Annotated in this window: 16 protein-coding genes and 1 other annotated feature; of the genes, 4 read left to right on the top strand and 12 right to left on the bottom strand. The window is 29.2% G+C overall.

Features of this window, described 5'->3' with window-relative positions; genetic code table 11:
- Window positions 1-5 precede the first annotated feature (5 nt).
- The 7 genes from Q3223_RS09075 to Q3223_RS09045 form a co-directional block, all read right to left on the bottom strand.
- Window positions 6-686 carry a YoaK family protein gene (locus Q3223_RS09075; RefSeq protein ID WP_054269235.1) on the bottom strand — a complete coding sequence of 227 codons (681 nt, stop codon included), beginning with the start codon at window positions 684-686 and terminating at the stop codon, window positions 6-8.
- Between the two features lie 161 nt (window positions 687-847).
- Entirely contained in the window at window positions 848-1,438 is a 591-nt protein-coding gene (zapA, locus tag Q3223_RS09070; RefSeq protein WP_054269234.1) for a cell division protein ZapA, read from the bottom strand.
- A 24-nt stretch (window positions 1,439-1,462) separates the two neighbouring features.
- Entirely contained in the window at window positions 1,463-3,856 is a 2,394-nt protein-coding gene (gene pheT / locus Q3223_RS09065; protein ID WP_407811886.1) for a phenylalanine--tRNA ligase subunit beta, read from the bottom strand.
- 16 nt (window positions 3,857-3,872) lie between these two features.
- Window positions 3,873-4,892 (bottom strand): phenylalanine--tRNA ligase subunit alpha, encoded by a 1,020-nt coding sequence (gene pheS / locus Q3223_RS09060; protein ID WP_021383457.1) that lies wholly within the window; start codon window positions 4,890-4,892, stop codon window positions 3,873-3,875.
- A gap of 49 nt (window positions 4,893-4,941) precedes the next feature.
- Window positions 4,942-5,176 (bottom strand) — a binding site (T-box leader).
- A gap of 174 nt (window positions 5,177-5,350) precedes the next feature.
- Window positions 5,351-6,148 (bottom strand): TrmH family RNA methyltransferase, encoded by a 798-nt coding sequence (locus tag Q3223_RS09055; protein WP_407811885.1) that lies wholly within the window; start codon window positions 6,146-6,148, stop codon window positions 5,351-5,353.
- A gap of 171 nt (window positions 6,149-6,319) precedes the next feature.
- Window positions 6,320-6,991, bottom strand: coding sequence for a TrkA family potassium uptake protein (locus Q3223_RS09050; RefSeq protein WP_054269231.1), 672 nt, complete (start codon window positions 6,989-6,991; stop codon window positions 6,320-6,322).
- A 192-nt stretch (window positions 6,992-7,183) separates the two neighbouring features.
- Complete coding sequence (locus Q3223_RS09045; protein ID WP_054269230.1) at window positions 7,184-8,560, bottom strand: TrkH family potassium uptake protein; 1,377 nt, start codon at window positions 8,558-8,560, stop codon at window positions 7,184-7,186.
- A gap of 428 nt (window positions 8,561-8,988) precedes the next feature.
- Here Q3223_RS09045 and Q3223_RS09040 point away from each other — a divergent pair, with 428 nt between their 5' ends.
- Entirely contained in the window at window positions 8,989-10,731 is a 1,743-nt protein-coding gene (locus Q3223_RS09040; protein ID WP_407811884.1) for a peptidase M3, read from the top strand.
- A 236-nt stretch (window positions 10,732-10,967) separates the two neighbouring features.
- Here the strand turns inward: Q3223_RS09040 and Q3223_RS09035 are convergent, their stop codons facing one another.
- Both Q3223_RS09035 and Q3223_RS09030 read right to left on the bottom strand, forming a co-directional pair.
- The gene (locus Q3223_RS09035) at window positions 10,968-11,162 is read right to left on the bottom strand and encodes a hypothetical protein (protein WP_054269228.1); all 195 of its coding nucleotides are present in this window, start codon (window positions 11,160-11,162) and stop codon (window positions 10,968-10,970) included.
- Window positions 11,159-11,740 carry a TetR/AcrR family transcriptional regulator gene (locus Q3223_RS09030; RefSeq protein ID WP_284181691.1) on the bottom strand — a complete coding sequence of 194 codons (582 nt, stop codon included), beginning with the start codon at window positions 11,738-11,740 and terminating at the stop codon, window positions 11,159-11,161. Before Q3223_RS09030 ends, Q3223_RS09035 begins: the two co-directional genes overlap by 4 nt.
- Window positions 11,741-11,896: 156 nt before the next feature.
- On the opposite strand from Q3223_RS09030, the gene Q3223_RS09025 reads away from it, so the two are divergent.
- Window positions 11,897-12,715, top strand: a complete 819-nt coding sequence (locus Q3223_RS09025; RefSeq protein WP_054269226.1) for a MerR family transcriptional regulator — start codon at window positions 11,897-11,899, stop codon at window positions 12,713-12,715.
- A gap of 42 nt (window positions 12,716-12,757) precedes the next feature.
- Here Q3223_RS09025 and Q3223_RS09020 read toward each other — a convergent pair whose 3' ends face one another.
- A complete protein-coding gene (locus Q3223_RS09020; RefSeq protein ID WP_407811883.1) occupies window positions 12,758-13,537 on the bottom strand; it encodes an SDR family NAD(P)-dependent oxidoreductase in 780 nt (259 codons plus the stop codon).
- Window positions 13,538-13,731: 194 nt separating this feature from the next.
- On the opposite strand from Q3223_RS09020, the gene Q3223_RS09015 reads away from it, so the two are divergent.
- On the top strand, window positions 13,732-13,923 hold the full coding sequence (locus Q3223_RS09015) for a DUF4177 domain-containing protein (RefSeq protein WP_054276032.1): 192 nt from the start codon (window positions 13,732-13,734) through the stop codon (window positions 13,921-13,923).
- A complete protein-coding gene (locus tag Q3223_RS09010; protein WP_407811882.1) occupies window positions 13,907-14,065 on the top strand; it encodes a Fic family protein in 159 nt (52 codons plus the stop codon). The genes Q3223_RS09015 and Q3223_RS09010 overlap by 17 nt, the downstream gene beginning before the upstream one ends.
- 198 nt (window positions 14,066-14,263) lie before the next feature.
- Here the strand turns inward: Q3223_RS09010 and Q3223_RS09005 are convergent, their stop codons facing one another.
- Both Q3223_RS09005 and Q3223_RS09000 read right to left on the bottom strand, forming a co-directional pair.
- On the bottom strand, window positions 14,264-15,670 hold the full coding sequence (locus Q3223_RS09005) for a glycoside hydrolase family 55 protein (RefSeq protein WP_407811881.1): 1,407 nt from the start codon (window positions 15,668-15,670) through the stop codon (window positions 14,264-14,266).
- Window positions 15,671-15,797: 127 nt separating this feature from the next.
- Window positions 15,798-17,225: a glycoside hydrolase family 55 protein gene (locus Q3223_RS09000; protein ID WP_407811880.1), complete on the bottom strand. Its 1,428-nt coding sequence runs from the start codon at window positions 17,223-17,225 to the stop codon at window positions 15,798-15,800.
- Window positions 17,226-17,246: the final 21 nt, after the last annotated feature.

Genomic DNA, 17,246 nt, shown 5'->3' with positions numbered 1-17,246 from the left:
CTAAGTTAGTTTTCGTTAAATGAATCATCCTTATTGATAAACATAACTCCAAAGACTACTGCCAAAATAAAGAAACATACTAGGATTGACTTTTCCACAAAAATCTTTGTAAAAAAAGTTCCTAAAATAGCCCCAGATATAAAGAATACAATAATTGCATAGTACTGCAAACTCTTTTTTATCATAAAAACATTCTTGGTCTGTATATAATGAAATAATGTTTCTGTAGCACTTCTTAAATTTCCAGTACACATTGTAGTTGCAAAACTGTTTCCATTTACTTTTCTAAAACTCTCTACCTGCATTGAACAAATAAAAGATATAGCAACATTTACAAACATATTGAATCGTCCTCTAGGTACAAAAGAAACTACAAGTATTGTAATCATTTCAATTATAATGATAACTTGACGCCAATGAATCTTAGAGTTATCTTTAAAGTACTTTCTTATCTTCTCTGCTATAAATACACCTAACATAAATGCCAAAATAGGAATCAAGTAATAAAAAGATTTTTTTATATTCCCTTCTGCTATATTAAGCCCTAATAAAACTATGTTTCCAGTCTGTGCATTGGCAAAGACCTTTCCTCTTACTACATAAGTATAAATATCTAAAAATCCTCCTGTTATTGCCAATAAAGAACATAAGAAGAATGATTCAGACATCTGGCTCTGGCTTGTCATATATAAAACATCTCACTTTCTAATGATAGATACCAAATCAAAATTATTTTAGATACTATTTTTTATTAATATTAAAAAAACTTTTATCTGTATAAATATTTGTATTTGTACATTAAAAGAAGCTGTCTCAACAAACAATAGAGACAGCAAATCTTTTAATTTTATTTCACATTTTTTTCATCATTATTTAACCCTGTACATTTTAGCTGTAAATCATAAGCTTTGTTTTGAAACTCAGAAGCTAAATTCTCAGCTATTGTAGCTCTCTCATTTGCCTCTTCAAGTTGAGCACTTAGTTCCTCAATCTTGCTTTTATAAGCATCTAACTCGGCTCTAGAACCTTCTGTCGTATTACTAAGTTCGAATATTTCTTGCTTTTTATTTTCTATAATATCAATTAACTCTTTCATCTTAGCCTCAGTTTCACGACTTTCTGCTTCTTTTTCTGCTATTGTAAGCTTTAGAGACTTGATTTCTAATTGAAGTTCTTCATTAGATGCCCCAACTTTTTTACTCAATTCTTCATTAGCTTTAATCAACTTTTCATTCTCATCTGAACATTCAAATAAAAGGTCTGATATATTTAATGCAGTTAATATCGCAGCAACTGATAAGCTTAATTTCGGGTTTTGACGTGTTATTTTATCCATTTCTTTGTCAACAAAATCAGCAATACTAATCATAAACTTCTCTGACTTATCTCCAACCATTGGATATTCAACGCCATGGATTTTAACCATTACTTTGTTCATCCTAACCTCCCCCGACATTAGTTGTTAATTTGATCTTAAGTTAGCATTCAATTTTTCGCTTAATTCACTTAATATCTTATCATGCACCTTAGCTACATCTTCGTCTGTTAGAGTTTTATCCTTACTTCTATAAGTTATTGAATATGCAATTGACTTGTATCCAGCCTCTATTTGAGAACCTTTGTAAACGTCAAATAACTTGTAACTTTCTACTAATCCTTGACCATTTTCCTTTATTATATCTTCTATTTGTTTTACAAATACATCCTCTTTAACAATAAGAGCTATATCTCTTGATGTAGATGGATATTTTGGTAATGGTACATAATTCTTTGTTCTATCAGAATTATCAAATACAAAGTCAATATCTATTTCAGCGACATAAACTCTTTGACCTAGATTGTAATTTTCTATAACATCTGGATGCAATTCACCTAATGTACCTACATATTTATTATTATACACTATTTTAGCACATCTACCAGGGTGGAAGGTAGTATTATTATCTTGAGGTTCAATTTCATATCCTTTAAATCCTACATTTACAAGTATTGTTTCTATAGCACCTTTTAATGCAAAGAAATCAACATCTTTACCATACATACCTACACACATTCTATTTTCTTCTTTAGGTAACTCTGAATCTTGTGGTATGAATATATGTCCACACTCAAATGCATATACTTCTTCTATTTTATGAGATACATTAGTTGATAAAACATCTAACATGTTTGGTATTAAAGTAGTTCTCATTACAGAAGTTTCTTCTCCTAATGGGTTAAGTAATTTAACAAAGTTTCTCTTAGCATTACCTTCTGGTACTCTTATCTTATCTACTCCCTTAGGGCTTACAAATGAATATGTTAATATTTCGTTTAATCCTACAGCAGTTGAATTATCTTTTAAAGAGTCCATGAATTTTTGTTTTGAAGTTTTGATTCCTGCTGTTGTATTTCCTTCTAATTGTACAGAAGGTATGTTTTCAAATCCATAAATTCTAGCTATTTCTTCCCATACATCAGCTTCTTGCTCCATATCTGTTCTAAAACTTGGTACATCTATTTCTAATTTATCATTAGCTATTAAATTACATTTAAATTCTAATGATTCTAAAATTCCCACAAACTGTTCCATTGGTACATCTACACCTAGAAGATGATTAATTCTTTGAGGATTTACTACCAATTTTTTAGGCTCTGGTTTATTTGGATATACATCTACAACACCTTTTAAAACTTTACCTGCTCCTAACATCTCAACAAGTTGTACAGCTCTATTTGCTGCTATCTCTGCAATATTAGGGTCTAAATCTTTTTCATTTCTTGAAGATGCTTCTGATCTAATTCCAACTTTTTTAGCTGTCATTCTTATGTTTTCTGGTTTGAAATTAGCACTCTCGAAAAGTACAGTCTTTGTACTGTTAGTTATTTCTGAGTTAGCACCACCCATTACACCAGCTATACCAAGCGATTTTTCTCCATTTGTTATAACTAGCACATCTTTATCTAATGTTCTTTCAACATCATCTAATGTTACAAGTTTTTCTCCATCTTTAGCAGTTCTTACTACTATTCTTCCAGTCTCTACTTGATTTATATCAAAAGCATGAAGTGGTTGACCAAGCTCTAACATTACGAAGTTTGTTATATCAACTATGTTACTTATAGGTCTTACACCTGCTTCTGTAAGTCTTCTTTGCATCCAATATGGAGAAGGTTCTATTTTTACATCAGTAACCATTCTAGCAAAATATCTTCTACATAAGTCTGGATTGTCTATTTCAACTTTGAAGTCTATCTCTTCATCACTTTCTTTTACTTCAATTTCAGGATATTTTACTTTTGTTCCTATAGTTGCAGCTGCTTCTCTAGCTATACCTATCATACATTTGCAGTCAGGTCTATTTGAAGTTAATTCAAAATCTATTAAAGCATCTTTTAATCCTAAAACATCTTTTATATCTTTTCCCAATTCATATGAATCTTCGTGGTCTAAAATATATATACCACCTCTTTTGTACTCTTCAATGTAATGTTCATCTATGCCTAATTCAGCTGCTGAACACATCATACCATCTGATAATTCACCTCTGAAGTCAGTTTGTTTGATTTCAACTCCTCCAGGTAATTTAGAACCATTTATAGCTACTGGAATATAATCTCCTTCTGATATATTTGTAGCTCCTGTAACTATTTGAACAACTTTATCTCCAATATCTACCTTAGTTATAACTAACTTATCAGCATTTGGATGTTGTTTTATTTCTAAAATCTTTCCAACCAATATATTTTCTATCTCTTCACCATAATAATCTATTGTTTCAACTTTAGTTCCTGTCATTGTCATTTTATCAGCGAACTCTTTTACATCCATGTCTATATCAACATAGTCTCTAAGCCATTTTAAAGATACTAACATCTATATACCCTCCTAATTAAAATTGATTTAAGAATCTCATATCATTTTCGAATAATAATCTAATATCATCTATTTCATATTTAAGCATTGCAAGTCTTTCAACCCCAACTCCAAATGCAAATCCACTGTAAACCTCTGGGTCTATTCCACAATTTCTAAGAACGTTTGGATGAACCATACCTGAACCTAATATTTCTATCCAACCTTCATACTTACACATTGGGCAACCTTTACCACCACATTTGAAACAAGTAACATCAACTTCTGCACTTGGCTCTGTAAATGGGAAGTTGTGAGGTCTAAACTTCGTTTTGATATCAGAACCAAACAATTTTTCAACGAAGATATCCATAGTTCCTTTAAATTCTGCCATAGTAACATCTTTCCCAACAACAAGCCCTTCTATCTGATGGAACATTGGTGAATGTGTTGCATCTGGCGAATCTGATCTAAAGCATCTACCTGGTGCAATTACTTTTATTGGTAACTCTTGACTTCTCATAGTTCTTACTTGAACTGGAGATGTTTGAGTTCTAAGTAATACACCATCATTCATATAGAATGTATCACTCATATCTCTTGATGGATGGTCTTTAGGAGCATTTAAAGCATCAAAGTTATTATCAACAGTCTCAACTTCTGGACCTTCTGCTACAGAGAATCCCATTCCAATAAATATGTCTGTTACTTCATCTATGATTTGAGTTATTGGATGTCTCTTTCCAACCTTTAGAATTTTTCCTGGTTGAGTAACATCTATTACTTCTTCTTTTAATTTTCTTTCTTTTTCAATAGCATTTAATTCTTCTTTCTTAGAATTTATGCTAAGTTCAATATTCTCTCTTACATCATTAGCAACCTTACCAACTACTGGTCTTTCTTCAGCAGATAATTTTCCCATCTCTTTAAGTATGGCAGTTATCTCACCTTTTTTTCCTAAATACTTAACTCTTAAACTTTCTACACTTTCTATGCTTTGTGCCTCTTTTATTTCAGCTAAAGCTGCTTCACGTAAAGCAAGTAATTTTTCTTGCACACATATCACCCTTTCGTTTTTTTGTATAAAAAAAGCCCCTCAATCCCTGTCTAGGGACGAAAGGCTATAGTTTCGCGGTACCACCCTAGTAGTTTAACAATTAAAAAATCATCAAACCACCTCTAACAAACTTAACGCGTTTTTCACGTCAAAGCCTACTATCAAGTTTCAGCTCTGTTACTCCAGAGGGAACTTCTCCTGACCTCTTAGAAAACACTCCCAGCCTAGGTGTTTATCTCTTTACTAAGTTTAATCAAAATACTTTCCTCTTTCATTGTATCTACAATATTATATTGTTTATTTTAGTATTATATCATTTCCATTCAAATTATGTGACTATTTTTAATATACATCTAATACATAATTAATTCAATTATTTTTTTAAATATATTGACTATTTTTGATACTCTACTATTTAATTCAAGATTATAACATGACATTATATTTATTACAATACATTAAATCAAGTATTTTTTTATTTCATACATCAATATAGCAGAGCTTATTGCTGCATTTAACGACTCAGCTTTACCATATATAGGTATCTTAACCAAAATATCAGACTTTGATACAAGTTCTTCATTTATTCCATTAGCTTCATTTCCTATCACCAAAGCAACTTTTGAACCATAATCTATTTTATCATAAAAATTATCTGTATTTAGATAGCTTGAAACTATATTAAAACCCAATGATTTAAGCATGTCCACAGTATCATCTTGAGAGGCATTAATTATATTCATATCAAAAATAGAGCCCATAGTCGACCTAATTACCTTTGGATTATATATATCAACACATCCCTTTAGTGCTATTATGGCATCCACTCCAGCAGAATCAGCAGTTCTTATTATAGTTCCCATATTTCCTGGGTCCTGTATTCTGTCCAAAATTAACACAAATTTATCTTTGTTATTTATATTTTCTTTTAAATTTTTTTCTTTAAATGAAACCACACCTATTATACCTTGGGTGTTTTCTGTATCTATAAGTTCCTTAAAGTTTTTATTACTAGTCTTATATATCTTTGTATGTTTTTTATCTAAATCTTCTAATAGTTCCACATGTTCCTTCTTATTTTCAAAGTCATCATTGATAAATACATAATCAAGACTTGCCCCACATTCAAGTGCAAGTACTACTATTCTATATCCTTCTACTATGAACTTTGATTCTTTATTTCTGTTTTTTGACTTCAATAGTGCTTTTGTATACTTTAACTTTTCATTATCCTTACTGCTTATATTCGTAATCATTTTATCTAAATGCTAAACTTATCTTAGCATAACCTCCTTACTTTACTTTTAATTAAAATCATACTCTTCCAAATCCTACTTTTGATTAAATAAAAATAGTATCATATAACTATTCATAATTATATGATACTATCTACTTTTATTGCAATTAAATCTATATTAAATAATAAATTATCTTCTTCTAATTATCCCCTTATTTCCAGATGTTATGGCTGTTATACTAGTATTTTGACCAATTATAACTAGAATACTTCCAGCTGTAAGTTCTTCATCTGGAGAAGGTGTAACATTTATATTTTTACCTGTTTTTATAGCAAGTACAGTTATCTCATATCTAGCTCTTAATTCAAGCTCTACTAAAGTCTTACCAACCCAACCATTTGGAGTTACGATTTCAACAATTGAGTACTCTGGGTCAAGCTCTATATGGTCTAATATGTTATCAGAAACTAAATTGTGTGCAACTCTTACTCCCATATCTCTTTCTGGGAATACAACTCTATCTGCACCAATTTTATAAAGTACTTTAGCTTGTAATTCATCCTTTGCCTTACATATTATCAGCTCTACACCCATCTCTTTAGCTATAAGAGTCGCCATTATAGATGCTCTTATATCAGAACCTATTGCAACTACTGCCACATCAAAGTTACCTAAACCTAATGATCTTAATGCTTGTTCATCAGTAACATCTACTATAAGTGAGTGAGTTACCTTATCAGATACACTTTGAACTGAATCTTCATTTTTGTCTATTGCCATTACTTGATGTCCTAAAAGATGCATAGTAGATGCAACAGAGCTTCCAAATCTCCCACACCCAATGACTATATATTGCTTCATCTCGAAACTTCCTCCCTAATACACAATTTGTATAATATCATTTAAATTACTTATTATGCATATAAATTTTATATATAACGTATAATTTTTATATATACATATATTAATTTAATTTATGTTTTATTTATTAATCAAACTTATTTGTTCACACTACTATATCTAATTCCACTACTTTACTAATAAATTTATATTTTAACCAACCATAATCTTGCCTTCTGCATATCTGACTGGTTGGCTCTTTCTTCTACCTCCAGAAAGTATTGCCATAAATAAAGTAAGAGAACCAACTCTACCCATAAACATAAAGATTATTATTATAATCTTTCCTAAAGCATTTAGGTTTGGACTTCCAGCTAAACTTGAACCTACTGTAGCAAGTGCTGATGTAACCTCAAATGCTGATTGAACTAATGTAAAATTAGGCTGAGTTATTGAAATAATCAAAGTTCCAAAAATAACTGCTGATATACTAATTACAAATATACCCAGAGATTTTTTTATAGTTGCTGGAGCTAATCTTCTTTCAAAGGCTTCTATATCTGATTTTCCTGATAGAAAACTTCTAACAGTAATTATCAAAACAGCCAGTGTTGTAGTTTTTATACCTCCACCAGTAGATGCAGGTGATGCTCCAATAAACATCAAAATTATCATTATAAATATACTACTTTCTTGTAAAGTAGCTAAATCAAGTGTATTAAATCCAGCAGTTCTTGCCGTTACTGATTGAAATATTGCTGATAATACTTTTCCCTTTAAAGGCAAGTCCGCCATAGTGGCTTTTTGATTAAATTCTATAATAAAAATGAATAATGCACCTACTATAATAAGTGTCGCAGTTGAAAATAAGACAACTTTAGAATGCACATTTAATTTTGATAATCTTCTTTTTCTTACAATATCAAGCACGACTGGGAATCCTAGCCCCCCAAACACTATAAGTGTAGAAATAGTCATTGATATTGTGAAGTTATTTACATATGAATTTAGTGATGTAAATGGTCCACTTACACTTCCCATTAAATCAAATCCGGCATTACAAAACGCTGATATTGCGTGAAATACACTATACCATATTCCTCTAGATAAACCAAATTGCGGAATAAAGACAGTTGATAAAATCAATGCACCTATTCCTTCTATTGTTATGGTTATTATTAATACAAATCTTGTAAGTTTTACAAGACCTGACAAATCAGCTTGATTCAGTGATTCTTGTATTAATAACCTTTCTCTTAGTTGTATTTTTTTTCGTGCCATAAGTGAAAACATTGTGGCTACAGTCATAAATCCAAGTCCACCAATTTGTATCAACGTTATTATAACTATCTGTCCAAATAAACTCCAATAAGTTGCCGTATCTACCATAACTAGACCAGTGACACAAACCGCTGAGGTAGCCGTAAATAGAGCATTCAATAACCCTATACTTTCTCTACTCTGCGACGCTATCGGGAGTGTCAACAACAATGCTCCAATTACAATAATCGCTGCAAACCCAGATACCATTATTTGGGTAGGTCGCATTCCATCTGCGTAGAGAATAAGTCTTCTAACTATTGTTTTCAACTTTCTTTATACCTCCTTAACATAAAATCACTACTGTTAAGACCCTTAATTTGTTTATTTTTAGAGCTTTCCTCTAAATTATTATTCTATTATAGTATAAATATTGTATAAAGACAATGATATGAATCTTTATAATTCTTGTTTGGAATATTGCAAATTTTTATATATATCTTTTAATTTGAATTTTACCAAAAACATCCATATTTTTCAAATATAATAGGTCTAAGACTATCATAGTTTTTACTATTTTGTACTTAAAATTTATTTATCATTTTATTAATATAAATTTCATATACTTTTTTGAAGTTAAATTTTTTATATTATTTATAAGCTTGTATATATTTTTATGTTAAATTTTCTTAACATGCATTTTTTATATTTAATATAGTAAAATAACTAATAACTATATCCATGATTGGAGGATTTTTATGATTAAATCCAAGAAGAAAATATTTGTTTCTCTAATTTTAATTGCAGTTTTTATTATATTTGCATCATACATAAGAAATTATACTAATAACTCAAAAAAAGATTCAGTTAGAGGAACTATTCCCTTTGAAAAAATGGAATATAATCGTCCAGATATAAAGTCAATTTGCGAAAATATTAACACATATAACGACAAACTTTTAACATCTAAGACTGCTAAAGAACAATTAAATTTATTTAAAGATGTTGATAAGATTTATCAGGATTTTTACAGTACACTTACTATAGCAAAAATTAGAAACAATATAGATTCATCAGATGAATTTTACTCTAAAGAATATAAATATCTTATGAGTAAATCAGTAGATGTTGACATGGCATACAAAGATTTCCAGGATATATTTGTAACTTCTAAGTTTTCTAAAGAACTAGAAAAGGAGCTTGGGAAAGATACATTTAATTATTTAAAAAACATTGGAAAACTTAATTCTAAAGAAGTTGAAAGTCTACTTAAAAAAGAGCAAGACTTAGTTGTAAAATATGAAGACCTTTTATCTAAGTCTACAGTACCAATAGATGGTATAGAGACAGACTTTGAAGAGGCTTTATCAACACCAAATCTTAGACCTGAAGAATATGTAAAGATTTATTCAGATTACTTAAAAAAATACAACCCTATATTTGGCAATATCTTTTTAGAGCTTGTTCAGACGAGAACTGAGATAGCAAGCAAGTTAGGATTTAAGAATTATATAGATTATGCTTATATGAACTTAAATAAAGATTATTCTCAAGAAGAAGCAAAAAAATTTAGAAAAGACGTTAAAGAGTACATAGTTCCACTATATAGAGAGATTTCATCAGTACCTTCTGATTCTTCTATATATACTAAGGTATATAAAAATCGTTCATTTAGGAAATTTGACAATGTACTTGAAGACATATCTCCAAAATTAAAAGAGAGTTTTAGCTATATGAAAAAATATGACTTATATGATTATTCTTCTGGAAAGAATAAATCGCCTGGAGGATATACTACTTATATAAATAAGTACAATGCACCTTTTTTATTCAACACATGGGACAATTCTTTTTTGGGTGTTACTAGCTTTGCTCATGAGTTTGGTCATTTTTATAACTATTACAATAGCATTAATCTAAATAACAAAATACAACCAAGTATAGATATATGCGAAGTTCATTCAACATCTTTAGAGATTTTGTTTTACAAGTATTTTGATGACTTTTTTGGTAAGAAATCTGAGGCTATAAAAAAAGAACATTTATCGATTGTTCTAAATACTATTATTGATGCTTGTCTTTATGATGAATTTCAAGAGATTATATACAAAAATCCATATATGAGCTTAAATGATATAAATAAATTATTTTTTGACTTAGAAGAAGAATATGGAGTGGCAAATAATGTACTTAAAGAAAAGAATGCTCCTTTTTGGATACTTGTATCTCATAACTTCCAAGTTCCTTTTTATTACTTGAGTTATGGTCTTGCATCTGATATATCACTTCAAATATGGCAATTGTCACAAGATGATTATAGAAAAGCAGTTAATGTGTATATGGATTTTTTAAATCAAAATACAGATGCTGGTTTTAAGGATGTAGTAGAAAAAGTAAACTTACAATTACCCTTCCAAAATGGAAATTTAGAAGAAATAAGTTCTACTTTATATGATTATTTTGGCATAGATAATCCACTTGAACTAAAAAATGCTTCTTAATCTGAACTACTAAATTTATAATACTAAATTTACAATACTCAGTTTGATATTCATTTTGATATTCATTAATACTGACCATACAATTACTATTTAATAATTAACACTAAACATCTAATTACAGTGTAATAAAATAAACTGATAAAACATCAGAAACTCCAATCTCTCTAGACTTTAGATTTTCTGATGTTTTATCTATTAATAATGATTGATTGTATTATTTATTTTTATTGATTGTATTATTTTTTTACATACATAATTAAAAGAACTATTGAAATCACTAAAAATACACCTGTAATAATAGCACTATTCATATGAAATTTAATAGAACTTGCATCGGTCACCTTATTATTCTTAATCCAAAATCCACAAATCATTGTTGAAAAAAAAAGTAAAGCAGTAATAATACTTGAACCAATAGTTATAATTTTCATTTTACATCACCATTCCCTCTAATAATATTTTCTACTAAAATATCAATAAAGCTATCTCGCTGATGTTTATTCTTTACATCTATACCACTATACAATTGAAATGACTCTGGTGATAAAGCAGCAATCTGTATTGGCGAAATAATTTGTAAAGCAATAGTTCTCAAACTCATCTCATCTTTTTCACTTCCAAAAATTTTACGAAGCATAGGTACAATATAAAGTTCTGCTTGCATATCACCATTAGATATACATTGATTCAACATAAAGGTAAGCATCTTTTCATAATGCAATCCAATATCACACAGTTTCTTTAATAAACTTTTCAAATCTTCAATAGGCTTTAGAGTATATACATTGTCATCATATAACTCTTCTATAACATTTGACATTACCTCCCCTATTGCAATGCTCAACAAATTATCCTTCGTTTTAAAATGATAATTTATTAAACCAACCCCTACATTTGCACGTTCAGCGATTTGTCGAACTGTAACCTTATCAATATCATCTACTTCATCCAAAATATTCAGTGTAACTTCAATTATACGTTCTCTTGCATCCTTATCATTACTTTTCATAGTAGACCTCCAAAACAACCAACATTTTTAGTTCTGAACATGTTCAGTATAATATTTTTTTTAATATATGTCAACAAAATTTTAATTGACTCTAACACTATGACATAGTTTATATTAATAGTAAGACACAAACATCTTTATAAAGGAGGCACAAGCATGTTTAAGATAGGAGATTTTTCAAAATTAAGTAAAATTAGCATTCGTATGCTACGTCATTATGATGAAATTGGACTTTTAACACCAAGCCATACAAATAAATCTAATGGATATAGATACTATAGTGTAGACCAACTTTCAACTACAAATCGAATCCATGCACTAAAAGATATGGGATTTAGCTTGTATTCCATAAAAGAAATTTTGACAGAATACAACGATAAAGAAAGCCTAATAAAATACCTAAATATCCATCACTCACAAGTAAAAGAACAATTAGAAGATATACAGAGAAAGATACTTAAAATAGAAAATACTATTAAAAGAATTGGAGGTAACGATAATATGGACAATTATGATGTAACTATAAAGAATTTTTCCCAAAAATATATGATGACTCTTAGAAAAGTTATATCAACTTATAAAGATGAAGGACTATTATGGCATCAGTCGTTTTTAGAGACAAAGGAACAAAATATCCAACTTGAATATCCCAATCATTCTAAGGCAGTCTTTTATGATACAGGATATCAAGAAGATTATGTAGATGTTGAAGTACAGGTTGCTGTATCTGGAAAATATAAGGATACTGAACATGTTAGATTTAAGACTGTCCCAAGCGTGACTGCTGCAACTGCTATAGTTAAAGGAGATTTCAATCAACTTACAGATACTTGTGAGGCTATTGGTAATTGGATATCAGACAATAATTATGAAATGGATGGTCCTATGTTTAATATTTATCATATAGGTCCTGATAAGGACAATAATCCTGATAATTGGGTAACAGAGGTGTGCTTTCCAGTTAAAAAGATATAAATCTATCTTATATTTTAATTGGGATTAAAAAAAACAAACCTATTATGCCTTGATATGTTGTTGTTTTAACCAAACCTTCATCACCATCTTTTGTGGTAATAGTTTTGCTAGTACATGACTTAACTTTGTATTGATGCCATACACAGAAATATCTTTATTTTTCTTTGCATCTTTCAAAGCTTTTATGGCAACAACATCTGGAGTTACTATACTTGAGAATTTTTTTGTTCCTTTTTCAGCCTTAACTATCCCTCTTTCAAATAGATTTGTACTCATCCACCCTGGACATACAGCAATTGCATTTATGCCTTTATCCTTAAGCTCAACATTTAATGCTCTTGTATAATTTCTTACGAATGCTTTAGTTGAACTATAAATATTTTGATATGGTAATGGCTGGAATGATGCTTGAGAAGAAACATTTATAATATGGCTACCTCTTTTCATATATGGGATACATATAAGCCCCATTGCTACAACAGCAGTAATATTTAAATCAATCATATTAATAGATTCATCTATACTCAAATCATTATATGAACAGAATTTTGCAAAGCCTGCATTATTTACAAGGTACTTTATACATATATCTTCTTTATCTAAAAAGGTACCAAGTTCTTTTACTTCTTCTAGTTTTGACAAATCTTTCGAAAAAATTTTTATCTTACTTCCAAATTCATCTATTAATTGATTTAATCGCTCTTTGTTTCTTGCAATTGCCCATATTTCTGTTATTTCTTTTTCATTTACTAATAATTTCAGAAATTCTTTGCCAAACCCACTATTCGCACCAGTTACAATTGCAATGTTCTTCTGACTCATAATTTGTCTCCTTTTCTATTAAGTTTATATATTTAGACTTATATTTTGCAAATTAAACTTGCTCTATTCAAGAGTTATATAAATACTTATTGCAAAAGTGCTATTGAGTAGTCAGTTGACCATTTTATTGCTTTTGTTTGAAACTAAATGTATGATATATATAAATATAAATTTAACTAAAGGAGATAATAAAAATGAAAAAGTATGAATATGTTACTTTAAGCTATGAATCTCAATTTCTTGTAACTGGTGTAATGAAAGAACATCGCACAATTATCGAAGAATATGCAAAAAAAGGTTATCGTTATATTGGATTTATTCCCATAGAAATAAATGCCCATGGGTTCACAAGAAAAATTGATTTAGTTTTTGAAATCGAGGAATAAATACGTAAAAATTTTGAAAATATATGATTTTATAGATGAATTAATAACTTTTATGGAAAATAGTAAAGTAAATGATTTAGCAAAGAGTGCAATAATTCATTTCTATTTTGTGTATGTTCATCCTTTTAGTGATGGTAATTGAAGAACATCAAGAGCATTATCGTATCTATATTTAATTAATAAAGGATATGATACTTTTAAAAAGAAAAGGATGTATATAAAGTTAATAAGAAGTACTTGAAAATTCTTGATATATATTAAAAATTTATCATAAAATATTTTAATAAAGAAATGAATCCCATTATAAGGATTCATTTCTTCATGTTATTTATAATATATTTTAAGAAGTGTATTTATAATAATATACAGTTTCTTTTCCGATACGCTCAGAGCCAATATTCGCCCATTTTTCTCCATAGGTAGATTTTATCTGAGAAATATCTGAATCTGTTGATTTAACAATCAAGCCAACCTGAGATTTAAATATGCCCTTTTTCTTATTAACATCTCCAAATCTCAACGTACCACCATTCAATAGTAATAAATTTCCGTTTTCATGGTGTTGCATTGTGCTAATTCCATTGACAATTTCTGGTTTAGAGGAATCAATAAATATATAATCATTAAAGTTATTTTGTAATCTTAAATTTCCACCTCCATTGTCTGCTTTTATTATATAATCCTCAGCATCTATATTACATTTCAATGTAGCATTTGGTATTTGAAGAATTTCAAATACATAAACTTTGTGCTCATATTCTAATTCATCATCCCAGTTATCTTTATTATCACTAACTAAATTAATATGGCAATTAGTAAAATAATTTCCACTAAACAGAGAATATGCTTTTTCATCTTTATCTTTTATTTTTAAATAAGTATCATAATCAGTGTTATAATAACGTTGACCACATCTTCTTATAATACCAGATATACAAGTATCTCTTATTGAATCAAATAAAAAGCCACAATGACCACATTGATCGATTGTAATATTATTGATTTTATAACTACCATATCCTTCAAGATTCTCAATTTGACTACTTTCTAGACCAACTTCTTGTATTTTTTCAATATTTACATTATTTATGCTAGTACCAGTCATAATTCTCATTCCATTTTTACATTTATATATTCTACTGTTAGAGATAATTGCATCAATACCTGCATCAACACCTAATCCACAAGAAGAAACTGTAATGTCATTTGAAATTGCATAATATGGTATCTGAATTCCTATACCTGAGAAACCACTTATATGAAGATTTTCATAATGACCAAGACCTCTAGTATTATCCCTTAGACCATCAGTTGTAATCGCTGATACACACTCTAAATCTTCACCATTATCATTTTTCTTAATTAGCATTTCATAATGATAATGTGGATTTCCTTTTGTTGGGGGTTCATCGTGAACAAGTATCTCACAGCTGTCAGAATAAAAACTTATATTTTTAATACATTGTTTTCTTTTTACTAATGTAATAATACTCATGTTAGGGATTCCACTTGTTATAAATTGTGTAGCAGATGTTGATGAATTAGAATCTCCTAGTAATGTAATTTCTTTATTAATAGTAATACCAGTTTTAAATAGGTATTTACCTTTTGGAAAATATAAAACACAAAAATCTGTTTCATTAATAATCTTTTGTATAAGAGGCCCTACATCTTCTGAACCGTCATTTTTAATACTATTCTCTCTTTCTAATACGTTAATCCATTTTTCATACTTAAATTCTTCCATAATATCATCTATTCCTTTCTTATTCACTTTCGATGTTACATGATTTTTTTAGCTATCAGTTCGACTATATTAAACTCATTAAAACTAGAATTTTAGAAAACTACCTCGTTGAGCTTAATAAATTTGCTTATTTATCTATCATTTTATGATAATGAACCGTATTTTCAAACTCTACCTTTTTACCAATTTTTTCCCATTTTCCACCATAAGAACTAGCAACTTCATCACTTGTTACTTTTGTTGTTGTTAGGATATCGCCTATCTGTGGACTATACATTTTAAGCTCTTTATTATTGCTATTTATGTACATATCACCCTTTTTTATCTTGATTTTATCACCATAATCCTCTTCAGATACACCAATCCCATTGATGCTACTAATCTCACCATCATGGAATATAACTGTTTGTCCTTTGTTATTGTATATTAAATTTCCTTTTTCTGACTCAAGAACCATATCAGTAGCATCTATAGTGCATCTTAATAATACATTTTTGGTTTCAAATGCCTTTATGAGATATACAGTGTGATTTTCTTTTCCTTTATCTTCCCAATTGTCTGTATTATCATTTGGTATTGTTATATTACTTGCTTCTATTGAATTTCCATATAATAAATAATATGCTTCCTCAACCTTTTCATCTAACTTTAAGTAGTCATCATAGCTAAAATTAAAATAATATTGCCCACATCTTGAGACATTACCTAATATTTGGGTATTAGATATTGAATCAAATTTGAATCCACAATAGCCACATTGGTCAATTGTGATATTTGTAATAAAGTTTGAGCCCTTACCAACATTGTTAATAGCAATCTTACCTACTTCTTCAACTCTCATACCATTGATAAATGTTCCAGTAGAAATTTCCATTCCATAATCACATCCCCAAGTCTTTCCATTAGTAATTATCGAATTTTCCCCTGCACTAATACCATGATTACATGAAAAAACAGTAATATCATTTACTGTAGAATTATTAGACATTTTAAGTGCAATTTCACCAAAACCACCAAAATCTACATTTTCATAGTGACCAGACCCTTCTGGTGCATTTTCACATACAATTGCTGATATACATTTCCCTTTGTGTTCGCTTTTGAATGTTATTTCATGATGAAATCCTGGTTTACCATTTGCAGGAGGCGCACTATAACTATTGGTATTACAGTTATTTGATTGAAAAGAAATACTTTTAATACAATGCTTTACTCCCTTTACTGTTATTATTGTGAAACTTTCCATTGTCCCATTTTCTATCTCTTTTTCATCAAATTTACCAGAAAATTGTGTCGCTCCTGAATAAAAATCTTTATGATTTGGATTATTCGACCTAAAATAGGTATCTCCACATAGTGTTAAGCGCTTATTAATCTCTATACCACTTGTAAATAGGTATTTCCCTCTTGGAAAATATATAATGGAATCTTCTGGTGCAGCATTTATGATTTCTTGCACTCTATAACTTACATTTTCTTTTTCAGTATTACAAACTCCATAATCTAAAACATTAATCCACCCATCTGTTTCTTTAATTGTTATCGGTTCTCCCATAATTCACTACCTCCTAATTTT

The organism is Clostridioides sp. GD02367 (genome assembly GCF_045900275.1).
Taxonomy (GTDB): Bacteria; Bacillota; Clostridia; order Peptostreptococcales; family Peptostreptococcaceae; genus Clostridioides; species Clostridioides difficile_A.
The sequence above is the reverse complement of the archived record's forward strand: the minus strand, read 5'-3'. Positions and strand labels throughout refer to the sequence as shown.